This is a genomic window from Streptomyces sp. NRRL F-525 (assembly GCF_000716605.1).
Taxonomy (GTDB): Bacteria; Actinomycetota; Actinomycetes; order Streptomycetales; family Streptomycetaceae; genus Streptomyces.
On sequence record NZ_JNXE01000020.1, the window covers coordinates 51,029 to 64,285 of the forward strand.

General features: G+C 70.9%; 16 protein-coding genes. 8 read left to right on the top strand and 8 right to left on the bottom strand.

Annotation, left to right across the window (positions count from 1 at the left end):
• Nucleotides 1-25 precede the first annotated feature (25 nt).
• A complete protein-coding gene (locus OO69_RS27075) occupies nt 26-937 on the top strand; it encodes a Gfo/Idh/MocA family protein (protein ID WP_033283488.1) in 912 nt (303 codons plus the stop codon).
• On the opposite strand, the gene lnt is transcribed toward OO69_RS27075, so the two are convergent.
• Both lnt and OO69_RS27085 read right to left on the bottom strand, forming a co-directional pair.
• Nucleotides 855-2,429 carry an apolipoprotein N-acyltransferase gene (lnt, locus tag OO69_RS27080; protein WP_033283414.1) on the bottom strand — a complete coding sequence of 525 codons (1,575 nt, stop codon included), beginning with the start codon at nt 2,427-2,429 and terminating at the stop codon, nt 855-857. The genes OO69_RS27075 and lnt overlap by 83 nt on opposite strands.
• Before the next feature lie 80 nt (nt 2,430-2,509).
• On the bottom strand, nt 2,510-3,010 hold the full coding sequence (locus tag OO69_RS27085) for a nuclear transport factor 2 family protein (protein WP_033283415.1): 501 nt from the start codon (nt 3,008-3,010) through the stop codon (nt 2,510-2,512).
• Nucleotides 3,011-3,145: 135 nt separating this feature from the next.
• Between OO69_RS27085 and OO69_RS27090 the strand changes: the two genes are divergently transcribed.
• Nucleotides 3,146-3,796, top strand: a complete 651-nt coding sequence (locus OO69_RS27090; protein ID WP_033283416.1) for an SDR family NAD(P)-dependent oxidoreductase — start codon at nt 3,146-3,148, stop codon at nt 3,794-3,796.
• 4 nt (nt 3,797-3,800) lie between these two features.
• Here the strand turns inward: OO69_RS27090 and OO69_RS27095 are convergent, their stop codons facing one another.
• The 3 genes from OO69_RS27095 to OO69_RS27105 form a co-directional block, all read right to left on the bottom strand.
• A complete protein-coding gene (locus OO69_RS27095; protein ID WP_033283417.1) occupies nt 3,801-4,370 on the bottom strand; it encodes a chloramphenicol phosphotransferase CPT family protein in 570 nt (189 codons plus the stop codon).
• The gene (locus OO69_RS27100) at nt 4,371-4,550 is read right to left on the bottom strand and encodes a hypothetical protein (protein ID WP_033283418.1); all 180 of its coding nucleotides are present in this window, start codon (nt 4,548-4,550) and stop codon (nt 4,371-4,373) included.
• A 257-nt stretch (nt 4,551-4,807) separates the two neighbouring features.
• On the bottom strand, nt 4,808-5,086 hold the full coding sequence (locus tag OO69_RS27105) for a winged helix-turn-helix transcriptional regulator (protein ID WP_078652579.1): 279 nt from the start codon (nt 5,084-5,086) through the stop codon (nt 4,808-4,810).
• Nucleotides 5,087-5,239: 153 nt separating this feature from the next.
• Between OO69_RS27105 and OO69_RS27110 the strand changes: the two genes are divergently transcribed.
• Nucleotides 5,240-5,812, top strand: a complete 573-nt coding sequence (locus tag OO69_RS27110) for a carboxymuconolactone decarboxylase family protein (RefSeq protein WP_234444538.1) — start codon at nt 5,240-5,242, stop codon at nt 5,810-5,812.
• A gap of 1 nt (nt 5,813) precedes the next feature.
• Here the strand turns inward: OO69_RS27110 and OO69_RS27115 are convergent, their stop codons facing one another.
• Nucleotides 5,814-6,689: an undecaprenyl-diphosphate phosphatase gene (locus tag OO69_RS27115; protein WP_033283419.1), complete on the bottom strand. Its 876-nt coding sequence runs from the start codon at nt 6,687-6,689 to the stop codon at nt 5,814-5,816.
• Nucleotides 6,690-7,008: 319 nt separating this feature from the next.
• Here OO69_RS27115 and OO69_RS27120 point away from each other — a divergent pair, with 319 nt between their 5' ends.
• From OO69_RS27120 to OO69_RS27130, 3 genes are read left to right on the top strand one after another with little or no spacing between them, the layout of a single operon-like run.
• Nucleotides 7,009-8,184 carry a Gfo/Idh/MocA family protein gene (locus OO69_RS27120; protein WP_199811036.1) on the top strand — a complete coding sequence of 392 codons (1,176 nt, stop codon included), beginning with the start codon at nt 7,009-7,011 and terminating at the stop codon, nt 8,182-8,184.
• Nucleotides 8,181-9,107, top strand: a complete 927-nt coding sequence (locus OO69_RS27125) for a PmoA family protein (RefSeq protein WP_033283421.1) — start codon at nt 8,181-8,183, stop codon at nt 9,105-9,107. Before OO69_RS27120 ends, OO69_RS27125 begins: the two co-directional genes overlap by 4 nt.
• Nucleotides 9,101-9,823: a cupin domain-containing protein gene (locus tag OO69_RS27130; protein ID WP_033283422.1), complete on the top strand. Its 723-nt coding sequence runs from the start codon at nt 9,101-9,103 to the stop codon at nt 9,821-9,823. The genes OO69_RS27125 and OO69_RS27130 overlap by 7 nt, the downstream gene beginning before the upstream one ends.
• A gap of 13 nt (nt 9,824-9,836) precedes the next feature.
• On the opposite strand, the gene OO69_RS27135 is transcribed toward OO69_RS27130, so the two are convergent.
• On the bottom strand, nt 9,837-10,325 hold the full coding sequence (locus OO69_RS27135; RefSeq protein WP_033283423.1) for a winged helix-turn-helix transcriptional regulator: 489 nt from the start codon (nt 10,323-10,325) through the stop codon (nt 9,837-9,839).
• 107 nt (nt 10,326-10,432) lie between these two features.
• On the opposite strand from OO69_RS27135, the gene OO69_RS27140 reads away from it, so the two are divergent.
• The gene (locus OO69_RS27140) at nt 10,433-11,602 is read left to right on the top strand and encodes a thiolase family protein (protein ID WP_033283424.1); all 1,170 of its coding nucleotides are present in this window, start codon (nt 10,433-10,435) and stop codon (nt 11,600-11,602) included.
• Nucleotides 11,603-11,606: 4 nt separating this feature from the next.
• Here OO69_RS27140 and OO69_RS27145 read toward each other — a convergent pair whose 3' ends face one another.
• Nucleotides 11,607-12,431: a TVP38/TMEM64 family protein gene (locus OO69_RS27145; RefSeq protein ID WP_033283425.1), complete on the bottom strand. Its 825-nt coding sequence runs from the start codon at nt 12,429-12,431 to the stop codon at nt 11,607-11,609.
• A 50-nt stretch (nt 12,432-12,481) separates the two neighbouring features.
• On the opposite strand from OO69_RS27145, the gene OO69_RS27150 reads away from it, so the two are divergent.
• Nucleotides 12,482-13,204 (top strand): DNA alkylation repair protein, encoded by a 723-nt coding sequence (locus OO69_RS27150; RefSeq protein ID WP_033283426.1) that lies wholly within the window; start codon nt 12,482-12,484, stop codon nt 13,202-13,204.
• Nucleotides 13,205-13,257 lie beyond the last annotated feature (53 nt).

A 13,257-nucleotide genomic window follows, 5' to 3' on the forward strand; every position in this document is an offset into this window, starting at 1 on the left:
CGCTGGGCGAGCGTTGGGAGACTCCGTGAAGGTCGGCTGCATCGGGCTCGGTGACATCGCGCAGAAGGCGTACCTGCCGGTTCTCGGCGGACTGCCCGGGGTGGAGCTGCATCTGCAGACCCGCACGCCCGCCACCCTCGCCCGGGTCGCGGACGGCCTGCACCTCCCGGCGGACCGGCGGCACACGGACCTCGACGCGCTCCTCGCGCAGGGCCTCGACGCCGCGTTCGTGCACGCGCCCACGGCCGTGCACCCCGAGATCGTCACCAGGCTGCTGGAGGCGGGCGTACCGACGTACGTCGACAAGCCGCTCGCCTACCAACTCGCCGATTCCGAGCGGCTGGTGCGGCTCGCGGAGGAGCGGGACGTGTCGCTCGCGGTGGGCTTCAACCGCCGTTACGCCCCCGGGTACGCGCAGTGCGTCGACCACCCGCGCGAGCTGATCCTCATGCAGAAGAACCGGATCGGGCTCCCCGAGGAGCCGCGCGCGATGATCCTGGACGACTTCATCCACATCGTGGACACCCTGCGGTTCCTGGTGCCGGGTCCGGTCGAGGACGTGACCGTGCGCGCCCGCGTCCAGGACGGACTGCTGCACCACCTCGTGCTCCAGCTCTCCGGCGACGGCTTCACCGCGCTCGGGGTGATGAACCGGCTCAGCGGCTCGGTCGAGGAGATCCTGGAGGTCTCCGGCCAGGACACCAAGCGCCAGGTCCTCAACCTCGCCGAGGTCGTCGACCACAAGGGCCAGCCGACCGTACGGCGGCGCGGGGACTGGGTGCCGGTGGCCCGGCAGCGCGGCATCGAGCAGGCCGTGCTCACGTTCCTCGACGCCGTACGCGCCGGCAAGGTGCTCAGCGCCCGGGACGCGCTGGCGACTCATGAACTGTGCGAGCGGGTGGTACGAGAGGTCGCGGACCGGTCCGCCGCAGCCTGAGCGCCTGCGCGCCCTCGCCGGCGCACATGGCCGCGAGCACCAGCAGTGCCATGCCGACCGGCCAGGCGCCGTAGCGGACGTACGGCGTGATGCCGTGGGCGAGCGGGACGTCGTAGACCTGGGTGGTGCTCTTGTTCGTGCCCAGCCAGGAGCCGATGCGCTGGCCGCTGGGGCCGTAGACGGCGGAGACGCCGGTCAGGGTGGCGTGGACGACCGGGCGGCCGGTCTCGGCGGCGCGCAGGGCGGCGAGGGTGGCGTGCTGTTCGGGGGCCCAACTGCTCTGGAACGACGAGGTCGAGGACTGGGCGAGCAGGACGTCGGCGCCGTCCTGGGCGAGATGGCGGCTCATGTCGGGGAACGCGGTCTCGAAGCAGATCAGCGGGCCGACGCGCAGTCCGTGTCCCACGTTCATCACGACCTGCTCGGTGCCGTGCCTGCGGTCCACGCCCGCCGCCTTGCCGACGGAGGTGGCCCAGCCGAGCAGCGAGCGGAACGGGATGTACTCGCCGAAGGGGACGAGCCGCATCTTGTCGTAGCGGTCGCCGGTGAGACCCTTCGGGCCGACCAGGATCGAGCTCTTGTAGATGCCGGGCTTGTCGGAGCGCTGGGCGTCCACGTTGACCAGGATGTCGGCGCCGGTCTCCTTGGAGAGGGCGGCGATACGGCGCGCGAGATCGGGCCGCTTGCCGAGGTCGAAGCCGACACTGCTCTCGCCCCAGGCGATCAAGTCGACGTTCTGACCGGCCAGTTGGCGGGTCAGCTGCTCCTCGCGGTCGAAGCGCCGGACGTCGCTGTCCTCGCCGGTGACGATCCCGGGCTGTACGACGGCGATCCGCACATGGCCGTCGACGTCGGGGCGCGGCGACCACACCCAGGCGGCGGAGGTCGCGGCGGCGGTGGCCAGGAGCCCGGCGACGGCGGGCACCCGGACCTCGCGGACCGCGACCAGCACGGCGACCGCGACGTTCACGGCCACCACCAGGAAGCTCAGCAGCCACACCCCGCCGACGGACGCGAGTCGCAACGCCGGTTCGACCTGCCACTGGGTGGAGCCGAGCAGGCCCCAGGGGCCGCCCAACCCCTGCCAGGACCGGACGAGTTCGACCATCAGCCAGCCCGAGGGCAGCACGAGCAGCGCGGCACCGCCCCGCCGGGGAGACGGCACGCCCCCGAGGAAGCGGCGCACCAGCCAGCCCCACGGCGCCCACAGCACGCCCAGCAGCCCCGCGATGACCACGATGAACACGCTCAGGCTCGGCACCAGCCAGCTGTGCACGGCCAGCATGAACCCGAGCCCCCCGAACCATCCGTCGTAGACCGCCCGCCGCCCGGTCGGCGCCGAGCGCGTCAGCAGGATCCAGGGGACGAGCGCGACGTAGGCGAACCACCACAGGGACGGCGCCGGGAACGCGAACACGGGCAGGGTGCCCGCGAGCGCGGCGAGCAGGGAGCGCCGCCAGGGGGAGACGAGCCAGTCGCCGAATTTCCTCATGCGAACCCCCTACCCGCTGGTGGCTCCGGTGTGCGTGCCGCGGCCGATCATCCCGGACGGCGGACGCCGAACCGGTCGTATCAGTGGACCACGGCTTCCGGGCGCCGCTCGGGAAGGCGCCGCCACTTCTCCTCCACGACGACCTCGGTCAGCCGCCAGCCGTCGTCCGTCCGCAGCAGCCCGAACGCGTACCGCCCGCCGCACACGAAGTCGGGAGCGGTGAGGCGGTCGCCCTCATCGCTCTCCCCGTCCTTGGCGAAGCGCATCGGATTGACGTAGTCGGCCTGGACGCGGGCGGTGTCGTCGGTGTGCTGGTCCAGTGCACCGAAGCGGATCCGCCGGTTCACGATCAGATGCTGCCGCATCGAGAACAACTGCAGGCTCTCCGCGAGCCATCCGGCGACCTGTTCCGCGTTCCCCTCGATCCCTCCGGCGGACCGGTAGTCGGCACGCCCGTCCGGGGCGAACAGTTTCCGGTACGCCTCCCAGTCGCCGTCGTCCACCGCCACCGCGTATTCGGTGACCACTTCGTCCACGGCCAGCCGGTCCATCACAATCGCCAGTTCCACACGCTGCGTCATCGGCTCAGTGTTGGCTACGGAGCGTGTCGCGCCAAGGGGGACGCGGATACGAGGTGGGGAACATTCGGTGGTGTTCGACGGTTCTCCGCCGATCTTCATCCCGATCTTCTTCTGTTTCCGTCGCGAGGAGCACTCATGAAACGTCTTGTCACGGTCGTCACCGGGGGCAGCCGGGGGATCGGCGCCGCGACCTGCCGACGGCTCGCGGAGGACGGGCACGACGTGGTGGTGGGCTACGGAGGGGACGTGGACGCGGCCGAGGCCGAGGAAGTCGCGGAGGGGGTACGGCGTTCCGGCGCCCGTGCGGTCCGCGTACAGGCGGACACGTCCGTGGAGGCCGACGTCGAGCGGCTCTTCACCTTGGCCGCGAAGGAACTCGGGCCGGTCACCGGGCTGGTGAACAACGCCGGGGTGACCGTGTCCTCCGCCCGCCTCGCCGACACCGACCCCGCTGACCTGCGCCGGGCCGTCGAGGTCAACCTCCTTGGGACGCTGCTGTGTTCACGCCGGGCGGCGCGGGTGATGACGGCACGGGGGAATGGCGTGATCGTGAACGTGATGCCGTGCACCGCCGACCCCGGCGACGTCGTCCATCACGTTGTGACGAAGGCCGCCGTCGACGCCCTCACCCAGAGCCTCGCCGGGGAACTCGGCCCCGACGGCATCCGCGTCAACGCGGTCGAACCCGGAAACACCGAGGAAGTCGCCGCCGCGATCGCCTGGTTGATGTCACCGGACGCGTCGTACGCGACGGGGACGGTGATACGGATGACGGGCGGGCGGTGAGGCCCTACGCCCCGGCCCGCAGCCGCTCGAACGCCGTAGGCCTCGGCCTCCCCGGCAGGAAGTCCCGGATACGGCGGGCGCATTCGGCCGCGTCCAGGCGGCCGGTGTCGCACTCGAGGTCGTAGACGCCGTGCGCGTGGACCTGGGCGAGCTGGCGGGCGGCGAGCCCGGGCGGGCGGTCGGCGCGGGCGCGCTCGCGGCGCTCCAGCTCCTCCGGGGGACAGCGCACGCCGACGAGGACCACGTGCTCGGGGACGAACAGCGAGAGGCAGTCCCGCAGCCGCCACTCGGCGCTCAACACATGGTCCATGACGACGTTGTTGCCGGCGGCGGCCATCCCCGCGACGGCGCGGTGATAGCCCCGCCAGGTGCGGTGCAGCATGGTGTCGAGCTGGTCGGGTGCGATCGGCACCGGCGCGCGCATCGCGTGGAACGCGTCGACCGGCAGATGGAAGTACGGCTCGTCCAGGATCGGCAGCAGCTCGGCCGCGATGCTCGACTTGCCCGAACTGGACGTGCCGTTCAGGAAGATGACGAGGCCCTGGCGCGGCGGCACGCTGCTGAGCTGCTCCACTCAGGCCGCCGCGATGACCTCGTCGCGGATCGCCGCGGCCCACTCGACCACCAACAGCTCGTATTCCTCCCGCTCCTGGGTCGAGAGCGAGCCGCCCGCACGCAGCCAGAGTGCCCGGATCTGCTCGTTCACCTCGGAAGCAGACCGCACGGAACCAGGGGCCACGGAATCGGGGGACATGCGAACAGCCTAGGGGCAAGGACTGACACTGCGCTACCGGACGGCTACTCAGACCGTATGGGGTTGGTCACGGGCGAGTTGACCGGAGAGCCCAACGCGGCCCGGACGATCGGTCGGGGTGGATCGCCGAAGCCGGTCGCCGTCCGGTGGGTCCCGGTCCGGGGACGCGCCGGGCGAGGTGAGGGCCGAAGTGCGGCAGCGGTCGAGGTGGTCGGGCGTCACGCGGGCGAACTGCTGTGTCGGCGCCATGAGTTGGTTCACCCCCGCCGCTCGGCCCACACCCGCGACCACTCCAGCAACGGCCCCATCGCGATCACGAGTTCCGTGCCGAGCGCGGTCAACTGCCAAGCCCCGTCCGGCGTCTGCCCCGCAATGTCCGCCTCACGCAGCTCCGCCAGCCGCGTGGACAGGACGCTGGAGGACATGTCGTCGCAGCGGCGTTGCAGGTCGCGGAAGCCGATCGGGGTGTCGTGCCGGTGGAGTTCCCAGATCACGCGGAGTGTCCAGCGTCGCCCGAGGAGGTCGAGCGCAGCCATGACCGGACGGCCGGTGGTCGATCCGCGCACGGGGCGACCGGGGACGGGGGTCGGTTCCAACTGGGCCTCCTCGCCCGGCTCATGGTGATCGCCGGGTACGAACTCCTGACTCACTCTTGCGCTTCGATTTCAGAAGCGCAAGAGTCGGTGGACATGAACCCGGACATGAAACAGCGCATCGAAGGTGTCACCCGGCCATACGCCCCCGACACCGACCGCGCCCTGCACCGCTGGATGCCACCCGGCGTCACCCGTGAACCCCTGATGCTCTTCAAGGTCCTCGAACGTCATCCCGAACTCGCCTCCCGCATGCGGGCGTTGGGCTCCGGCCTCCTTGTCCACGGCCTCCTGAGCACCGCCGACCGCGAACTCGTCATCGCCCGCGTCTGCGCGCGCTCCGGCTGCGCCTACGAGTGGGGCGTCCATACGGCGACGTACGCCGAAGCCGCCCAACTCGCCCCGCGCCAGATCACCTTGACCGCGACCGGCACCCCGGATGACCCGGCCTGGTCGCCCCGGCAGTCCGCGCTGCTCCGAGCCGTCGACGAACTCCATGCCGACGCCCGGCTGAGCGAGCCCGTCTGGTCCGGCCTGCGGGAGCACCTCGACGAGCCCGATGCGATCGAGTTCCTCGTGCTCGCCGGGTGGTACCGCACCATCGCCTACGTTGCCAACGGCGTCGGGATCGAGCCCGAGCCCTGGGCCCTTGCTCTGCCCGGGAGTTGACTCAGCCCGCCGACTCCGCCGCGTGCGGGCTCAGCGCGCCCGCCGTCACCAGCGCGATGATGACGATGCCGAGGGCGACGCGGTAGTAGACGAACGGCATGAAGCTCTTGTGGGAGATGAACTTCATGAACCACGCAATTACGGCATATCCGACGACGAACGCGATCGCCGTCGCGAACATCGTCGGCCCCCACGCGACATGCCCTTCCTCCGCCGCGTCCTTCAACTCGAAGGCGCCCGAGGCCAGTACGGCCGGCATGGCGAGGAGGAAGGAGTAACGGGCCGCCGCCTCACGGGTGTAGCCCATGAAGAGGCCGCCGCTGATGGTCGCGCCCGAGCGGGAGACGCCGGGGACCAGCGCCATCGCCTGGCAGAGGCCGTAGAGGAGGCCGTCCTTGGTGTTGAGGTCCAGCAGGGTCTTGCGCTGCTTGGGGGCGCGGTGCCGACCGCCGTTCTCGTCTCGGGCCGCGAGGCGGTCGGCGATGCCGATGACGATGCCCATCACGATCAGCATGGTGGCGGTGACGCGCAGGTCGCGGAACGGGCCCTCGATCTGGTCCTTGAGGGTCACACCGAGCACGCCGATCGGGATGGAGCCGACGATCACCAGCCAGCCCATCTGGGCGTCGTGGTCGCGCCGCATCTCCTTGTTGGTGAGCGACCGGAACCACGCGGCGAGAATCCGCCCGACATCCTGGCGGAAATAGATCAGCACCGCCGCCTCCGTGCCGAGCTGGGTGATCGCCGTGAAGGCCGCGCCCGGGTCCTCCCAGCCCGAGAAGGCCGCCGTGAGCCGCAGATGCGCGCTGGAGGAGACGGGGAGGAACTCGGTCAGCCCCTGGACGAGTCCGAGGATGAGGGATTCAAACCAAGACATGGAGTTACGGCGTCCAAGTGCTGATCGAGGAGGGGCAAAGGACACACCAAAACGCCGCGCGCGGTGAACGAGTGTGTGTGAGGGGCAGCGTAGCGTCCCCGTGTGACAGGCCGGACACAGGGGTTTCACGGCGGTCGCGCGGCTCCGGACGCAGAGGTTTCAGGGCCGTTGCGCGACTCCGTACACAGAGGTTTCACGAGTGGTCCGACGACTCCGGGTTCGCGGTGTTGACCAGCTGCGGGGGCGGCGCATACGTTGCAGCGGAGGAAAGCGCTTGCTGCATGCGCTCGCTGTCCCCGGAGGAGTGCTGATCACGACCATGTCCACACCCGCCACCAACCCCGGGGCCCGCCAGCCCTTGCCCCCGCTCACCGGCCGACGCGTCCGGGCCGCCGTGGTCGGCGCCGGTGCCATCGGCCGCGGCTCCCATTTCCCGGCGCTCGCGCGGCTCGCCGAGGAGGGTGAGACCGAGGTCGTCGCCGCCGTTGACATCGATGCCACGTCGGTCGAGTCGTTCTGCGCCGAGGCCGGGATCCCGCACGCCTACACCGACCTGGAGCAGATGCTCCGGGAACAGCGGCCCGACCTCGTCACCATCTGCACCCCGCCCACCCTGCACCGCGCGCAGACCATCGCCGCGCTGCGGGCCGGTGCCTGGGTCTGGTGCGAGAAGCCCCCGGTGCCGACGCTGGCCGACTTCGACGCCGTGGAGGACGAGGAGGGCGAGCGCGGGGGTCCGTACGCCTCGATCGTCTTTCAGCACCGGTTCGGGTCGGGCTCGCGGCATGTGCGCAAGCTGCTCGCCGAGCAGGCGATGGGACGGCCGCTCGTGGCGCACTGCCAGACCACCTGGTACCGCGACACCGCTTACTACGCCGTGCCCTGGCGCGGGCGCTGGGAGACCGAGGGCGGCGGGCCCGCGATGGGACACGGCATCCACCAGATGGATCTGCTGCTCGATCTGCTCGGGCCGTGGAGCGAGGTGAAGGCCATGGCCGGGCGGCTGGTCCACGACGTGGAGACCGAGGACGTCTCGACCGCGCTGGTCCGCTTCGAGAACGGCGCGATGGCGACCGTCGTGAACAGCGTGCTGAGCCCCGACGAGGTCAGCCGTATCCGCATCGACTGCGAGCGCGCCACCGTCGAACTCACCCACCTGTACGGGCACAGCAACGACAACTGGCGCATCACGCCCGCCCCGGACGTGTCGGGGGACGAGGCGGCGGCCTGGCAGGACTTCGGTCCCGACGTGCCGAGTTCGCACCTGGAGCAGCTGCGTGAACTCGTCGTGAGCATGCGCGCCGGCGAACGCCCGCGCAGCAGCGGCACGGACGGGCGGACCAGCCTGGAGCTGATCACCGCGCTCTACAAGTCGGCGTTCACGGACACGACCGTCCGGGCCGGCGAGATCGGCCCCGGAGACCCCTATTACACGGCGCTGCACGGTGGCGCCCCCGGCTGGGCGCCCGTGGCGCGCGAGGAGGTGCCGGCGTGACCGGCCTGCGTATCGTCCATGCCCACGGGGACCGCGTCACGGTGACCGAACCGGCCACCGGCGTCGAGCTGTTCAGCTATGTGTACCGGCCCGAGGCCGCCTGGGAGGCGCCGAAGCCGTACCTCCACCCGATCAGGACGCTGGCCGGTGACGTCGTCACGGACTACCGGCCCAACGACCACCGCTGGCACAAGGGGCTGCAGTTCACCGCCTCGCATCTGTCGGGCCAGAACCTGTGGGGCGGCAACACATACGTTCACGGCGAGGGGTATCTCCAACTCCCGGAGCGGGTCGGGTCGATGGCCCATGTCGGCTTCGACGAGATCGACGCCGACACCGACCGTCTCGTCATCGCCGAACGGCTCACCTGGCACCCGTACAGCGGTGAACTCTGGGCCGACGAGCAGCGCCGGATCGAGGTGCACGACGTCGACACGGAGTCGGGTTCGTGGGCGCTGACCTGGACGAGCGCCGTGACCAACCGCCGTGACGAGCCCCTGCGGTTCGGCAGCCCGACCACCCACGGGCGCGAGGCGGCCGGCTACACGGGCCTCTTCTGGCGCGGCCCGCGCGCCTTCCGCGACGGCCGGATCATCGGCCCCGACGGCGAGGGCCCCGACCTGATGGGCTCCCAGGGCCCCTGGCTCGCCGTCTCCGGCGAGCACGACGGCACCGACGGGCACGGGACCGTCGTCTTCGCGCACGCCCCGGAGAACGACGAGTCCGGCGCCCAGGGCACCCACCCCGCCCACTGGTTCGTCCGCAACGAGCCGTTCGCGGGGATCGCCCCCTCCTTCGCCTTCTACGACGAGCTGGAGCTCGCCCCCGGGGACACCCTCACCCGGCGCTACCGGGTGGTCGTGGCCGACGGAGCGTGGGAGCGGGAGGAGATCGCCAAGTACCTGGAGGCGCGCCCGTGGTGAGCGGCTTTTCCGGTTTGCCGGGCGGGGTCGCCGTCTCGCATCTGTCGGTCTACGACTGGCCGGCCGAAGCTGACGGCGGGGTGTGCGGCGGAACTCCCCATATGCACCTGACCTGTTCGGAGGGGTACGTCGTCACCGGCGGGCGGGGCGCGGTGCAGACGCTCACGACGTCCGGGTACGAGGTGACGCCGCTCGCGGCCGGAACGGTCGCCTGGTTCACGCCGGGCACCATCCACCGGCTCGTCAACGAGGACGACCTGCGCATCACCGTCCTCATGCAGAACAGCGGCCTGCCCGAGGCGGGGGACGCGGTGCTCACACTGCCTCCGCGGTACCTCACCGACCCGGAGACGTACGCCTCCGTCACCGTGATCCCGGCCGACGCGCCCGAGGCCGAGCAGGAACGTGTTGCCCGGGCCCGGCGCGACCTCGCCCTGGAGGGTTACCGGGCGCTGCGCGAGGCCGAGGGCCCGGAAGCGCTGGCCGCTTTCCATCGGGCCGCCGCCACGTTGGTACGGCCCCGGCTCGCGGAGTGGCGCGAGCGCTGGGAGCGGGGGGCGCGGGCCGCTGCCGAGGCTACGGGGGCGCAGCTCGACCGGCTCGAACAGGGGGACTTCTCGCACCTCGCCGATGCTGGTGTACGGGCTGAACAGCCGTCCGCGTACGGGAAGTTCGGGATGTGCGGGCGGTTGGACGTCTACAAGGGGACCGTCTGAGGCCGAGGGCCTTCTAGGCTGCCGTCGGGCCTGTCACGGTCCAGCCCGGTGACTGCGGGTGGGCCGTCAGGTCCTGGTGATGGACCGGGGTGCCGCACGCCGTGCAGGTGACGACCGGGACCAGTTCGTTGCCGCAGATGTGCTCGATCACCATGGGGCGATCGTCATCCTTCTGGAGATGGCGGTCGCCCCATGCCATGAGGGTCATCAGGACCGGCTCCAGTTCGAGCCCCGCCTCGGTGGGCCGGTACTCGAAGCGCTGCGGGTGCTCGCTGTACGTCCGCCGGGTCAGGATCCCGGCGTCGACGAGGCGGCGCAGCCGAGCGGCCAGGACGTCGCGCGGGGCGCCGATGTTGCGGACCAGTTGGTCGAAGCGGCGGTTGCCGAGGCACACCTCCCGTAGGACGAGCAGGGAGTACTTCTCGCCGACGAGTGCGAGGGCGTCGGCGATGGAGCAAGGGCGCGGGTCTTTGGGGGTGGGCTTGTTTTTGAGGGGGGCCATAGCACCCACTTTAGAGGAGGGTTTGATTTTCAAACTGACGGGGTTATGGTGAGTTTGGATTTCCTACTCACTAGTAGTGCTCGCTGGTAACCACGGAGGCCCGTCCCATGCGTGACGCAGTGATCGTCGAAGCCGTACGCACGCCCGTAGGCAAGGGCAAGCCGAACGGCACCCTCGCCCAGGTCCACCCCGTCGAACTCCTCTCGCACACCCTGCGCAGCCTCGTCGAGCGCACCGGGATCGATCCGGCGGTCATCGACGACGTCATCGGCGGCACGGTCACCCAGGTCGGTGAGCAGGCCGTCAACATCACCCGGCAGGCCGTTCTGTCGGCGGGCTTCCCGGAGTCGGTGCCCGCGACCACGGTGGACCGCCAGTGCGGCTCCTCCCAGCAGGCCGTGCACTTCGCGGCGCAGGGCGTGATCTCCGGGGCGTACGACATCGTCGTGGCCTGCGGGGTGGAGTCCATGGGGCGGGTGCCGATGGGGTCGAGCGTGCTGCCCGGCACGGATCCCTTCGGTCCCGGTGTCGCCGGGCGCTATCCGGAGGGCCTCGTCCCGCAGGGCATCAGCGCCGAACTCATCGCCGCCAAGTGGTCGATGACACGCGACCAGTTGGACGCCTTCGCGGTCTCCTCGCACCTCAAGGCGGCCGCCGCCTGGGACGCGGGCCTCTTCGACGCACAGGTGGCACCCCTGGAGGGCGCGTCGCGCGACGAGTGCGTACGGCCCGGCAGCACGACCGAGATCCTGGCCGGCCTCAAGCCCGCCTTCTACGACGCCACGTACGCCGAGCGCTTCCCGCAGATCGAGTGGAACATCACCCCCGGCAACTCCAGCCCCATCAACGACGGCGCCTCCGCCGTGCTCATCACGTCCAGTGAGACGGCGGCCAGGCTCGGCCTGCGCCCGCTCGCCCGGCTGCACAGCTTCGCGGTGACCGGTTCCGACCCGCTGCTCATGCTCACCGGCGTCATCCCGGCCACCGAGAAGGTGCTGCGCCGGGCCTCGCTCACCCTCGACGACATCGACCTGTTCGAGGTCAACGAGGCGTTCTCCAGCGTCGTGTTGGCCTGGCAGCAGGAGACGGGCGCGGATCTGGCCAAGGTCAACGTGCACGGCGGGGCCATCGCGATCGGGCATCCGCTCGGGGCGAGCGGTACGCGGCTGACGACCACCCTGGTGCACGCGATGCGGGACCGCGGGGCGCGCTACGGGCTGCAGACGATGTGCGAGGCGGGCGGTCTCGCCAACGCGATGATCCTTGAGTCGGTCTGATCCCTCAGGGGGCCCGCAGGTGGTGGCGCTTGCGCCAGGCCACCACGGCGCCGCCCAGCGCGGGCAGGGCAATGCAGGCCATCGCGATCAGGAAGGCCGGTGAGGTGGGGTTGGAGGCGCGGGCACCGGCGACGACGTAGGCGGCGGTGTTCGGGAGCGAGCCGAGGGCCGTCGCGAGCAGGAACGGCGTCCAGCGCATGCGGGAGACGGCGGCGCAGTAGTTCACGCCCCAGAACGGCAGTCCCGGGAAGAGCCGTGCCGCCATCATCGACCGGAAGCCGTGCTTGCTGAGCTGCCCGTCCGCGGCCTTCAGCCAGCGGCCCCGCAGCAGCGGGCGCAGCGCGTCCTGGCCCAGCACGCGGCCCAGGCCGAAGGAGATCCCGGCGCCGAGCACCGTGCCCGCCAGCGCCGCGCCGGTGCCCAGCTGGGAGCCGAACAGCGCGCCCGCCGCGAGGTTCAGCAGGGGGCGCGGTACGAACGCCACGCTGCACAGGCCGTACGCCGCCGCGAACACCAACGCGGCCATGGCGCCGCCGAGTTGGGGCGGCCAGCCGTCCGAGAGGAGCCGCTGTGGGTGGAAGAGCAGTACGGTCGACGCGGCCCCGGCGAGCAGCACGAGGAGCAGTGACAGTCGCGACCACGGCGAGAGCAGGGCTCTGGTGCAGCGCGCGGCGAAGCCGGTCGGGACGAGGTGCGGCAGCGGTGCTACGGCCATGGCCGCGGGGACGGTCACGACTGCGGCGAGTGCCGGGACGGGGGCCTGGGGAGTGGCCGTGGCGGTGCCCCCAGAGCGGGTGCCCCCGGAGTCGGTGGCGGCATCGGCGAGCATGTCGGCGACCCTAACCGACCTGTGTATGTGATCGCCGTATGGTTCGTCTCATGAGCGTCACAGGTGCGGGCACCGTGCGGGTGCCGGGCAGCGTTCTCGCGGACACCGTGCTGGAGCGGCTCACGGCCACGTACGCCGCCGCGGCCGATCCGGAACGGGCCGTGCCCATGCGGGCGTACATGAAGGACATCGCGCCCTTCCTGGGCCTCACCACACCCGTACGCAGGGCGTTGTCCCGCACGGTCCTGGAGGGGACACCCCGCCCCGACGAGACCGACTGCACCGCGATCGCGCTGCGCTGCTGGGAGCTGCCGGAGCGCGAGTACCAGTACTTCGCGGTGGACTATCTGCGCCGCCATGTGAGGCACTGCACGTCCGGTTTCCTGCCGGTCGCCCGTCATCTCGTCTCGACGGTCCCTTGGTGGGACACCGTCGACGCACTCGCCTCCCACGTGGTGGGAGGCCTGGTCGCCGCCGATCCGAAGCTGGCGGCCGACATGGACGAGTGGATCGTCGACGAGGACATGTGGGTCGCCCGTACGGCCCTCCTCCACCAACTGCGCTACAAGGAGCGCACCGACGCCGAACGCCTCTTCGCGTACTGCCTGCGCCAGTCCGGGCACCCGGACTTCTTCATCCGCAAGGCGATCGGCTGGTGCCTGCGCGAGTACGCCAAGACGGACCCGGAGGCGGTCCGCGGGTTCCTCGCCCAGGAGAAGGGGCGGTTCGCGCCGCTGTCGGTGCGCGAGGCCCTGAAGAACATCGGCGCCTGACGTCCCACGGGCTGATAAATCGTTCGACGCCGGGCAAAGCGTCGGCAATGATC

Excerpts from the sequence above, each read along its gene's own strand:
- lnt (WP_033283414.1), bottom strand. The coding sequence starts at position 2,429 with ATGAGGAAATTCGGCGACTGGCTCGTCTCCCCCTGGCGGCGCTCCCTG.
- OO69_RS27085 (WP_033283415.1), bottom strand. The coding sequence starts at position 3,010 with ATGACGCAGCGTGTGGAACTGGCGATTGTGATGGACCGGCTGGCCGTG.
- OO69_RS27090 (WP_033283416.1), top strand. The coding sequence starts at position 3,146 with ATGAAACGTCTTGTCACGGTCGTCACCGGGGGCAGCCGGGGGATCGGC.
- OO69_RS27100 (WP_033283418.1), bottom strand. The coding sequence starts at position 4,550 with ATGTCCCCCGATTCCGTGGCCCCTGGTTCCGTGCGGTCTGCTTCCGAG.
- OO69_RS27105 (WP_078652579.1), bottom strand. The coding sequence starts at position 5,086 with ATGGCTGCGCTCGACCTCCTCGGGCGACGCTGGACACTCCGCGTGATC.
- OO69_RS27110 (WP_234444538.1), top strand. The coding sequence starts at position 5,240 with ATGAACCCGGACATGAAACAGCGCATCGAAGGTGTCACCCGGCCATAC.
- OO69_RS27115 (WP_033283419.1), bottom strand. The coding sequence starts at position 6,689 with ATGTCTTGGTTTGAATCCCTCATCCTCGGACTCGTCCAGGGGCTGACC.
- OO69_RS27120 (WP_199811036.1), top strand. The coding sequence starts at position 7,009 with ATGTCCACACCCGCCACCAACCCCGGGGCCCGCCAGCCCTTGCCCCCG.
- OO69_RS27135 (WP_033283423.1), bottom strand. The coding sequence starts at position 10,325 with ATGGCCCCCCTCAAAAACAAGCCCACCCCCAAAGACCCGCGCCCTTGC.
- OO69_RS27140 (WP_033283424.1), top strand. The coding sequence starts at position 10,433 with ATGCGTGACGCAGTGATCGTCGAAGCCGTACGCACGCCCGTAGGCAAG.
- OO69_RS27145 (WP_033283425.1), bottom strand. The coding sequence starts at position 12,431 with ATGCTCGCCGATGCCGCCACCGACTCCGGGGGCACCCGCTCTGGGGGC.
- OO69_RS27150 (WP_033283426.1), top strand. The coding sequence starts at position 12,482 with ATGAGCGTCACAGGTGCGGGCACCGTGCGGGTGCCGGGCAGCGTTCTC.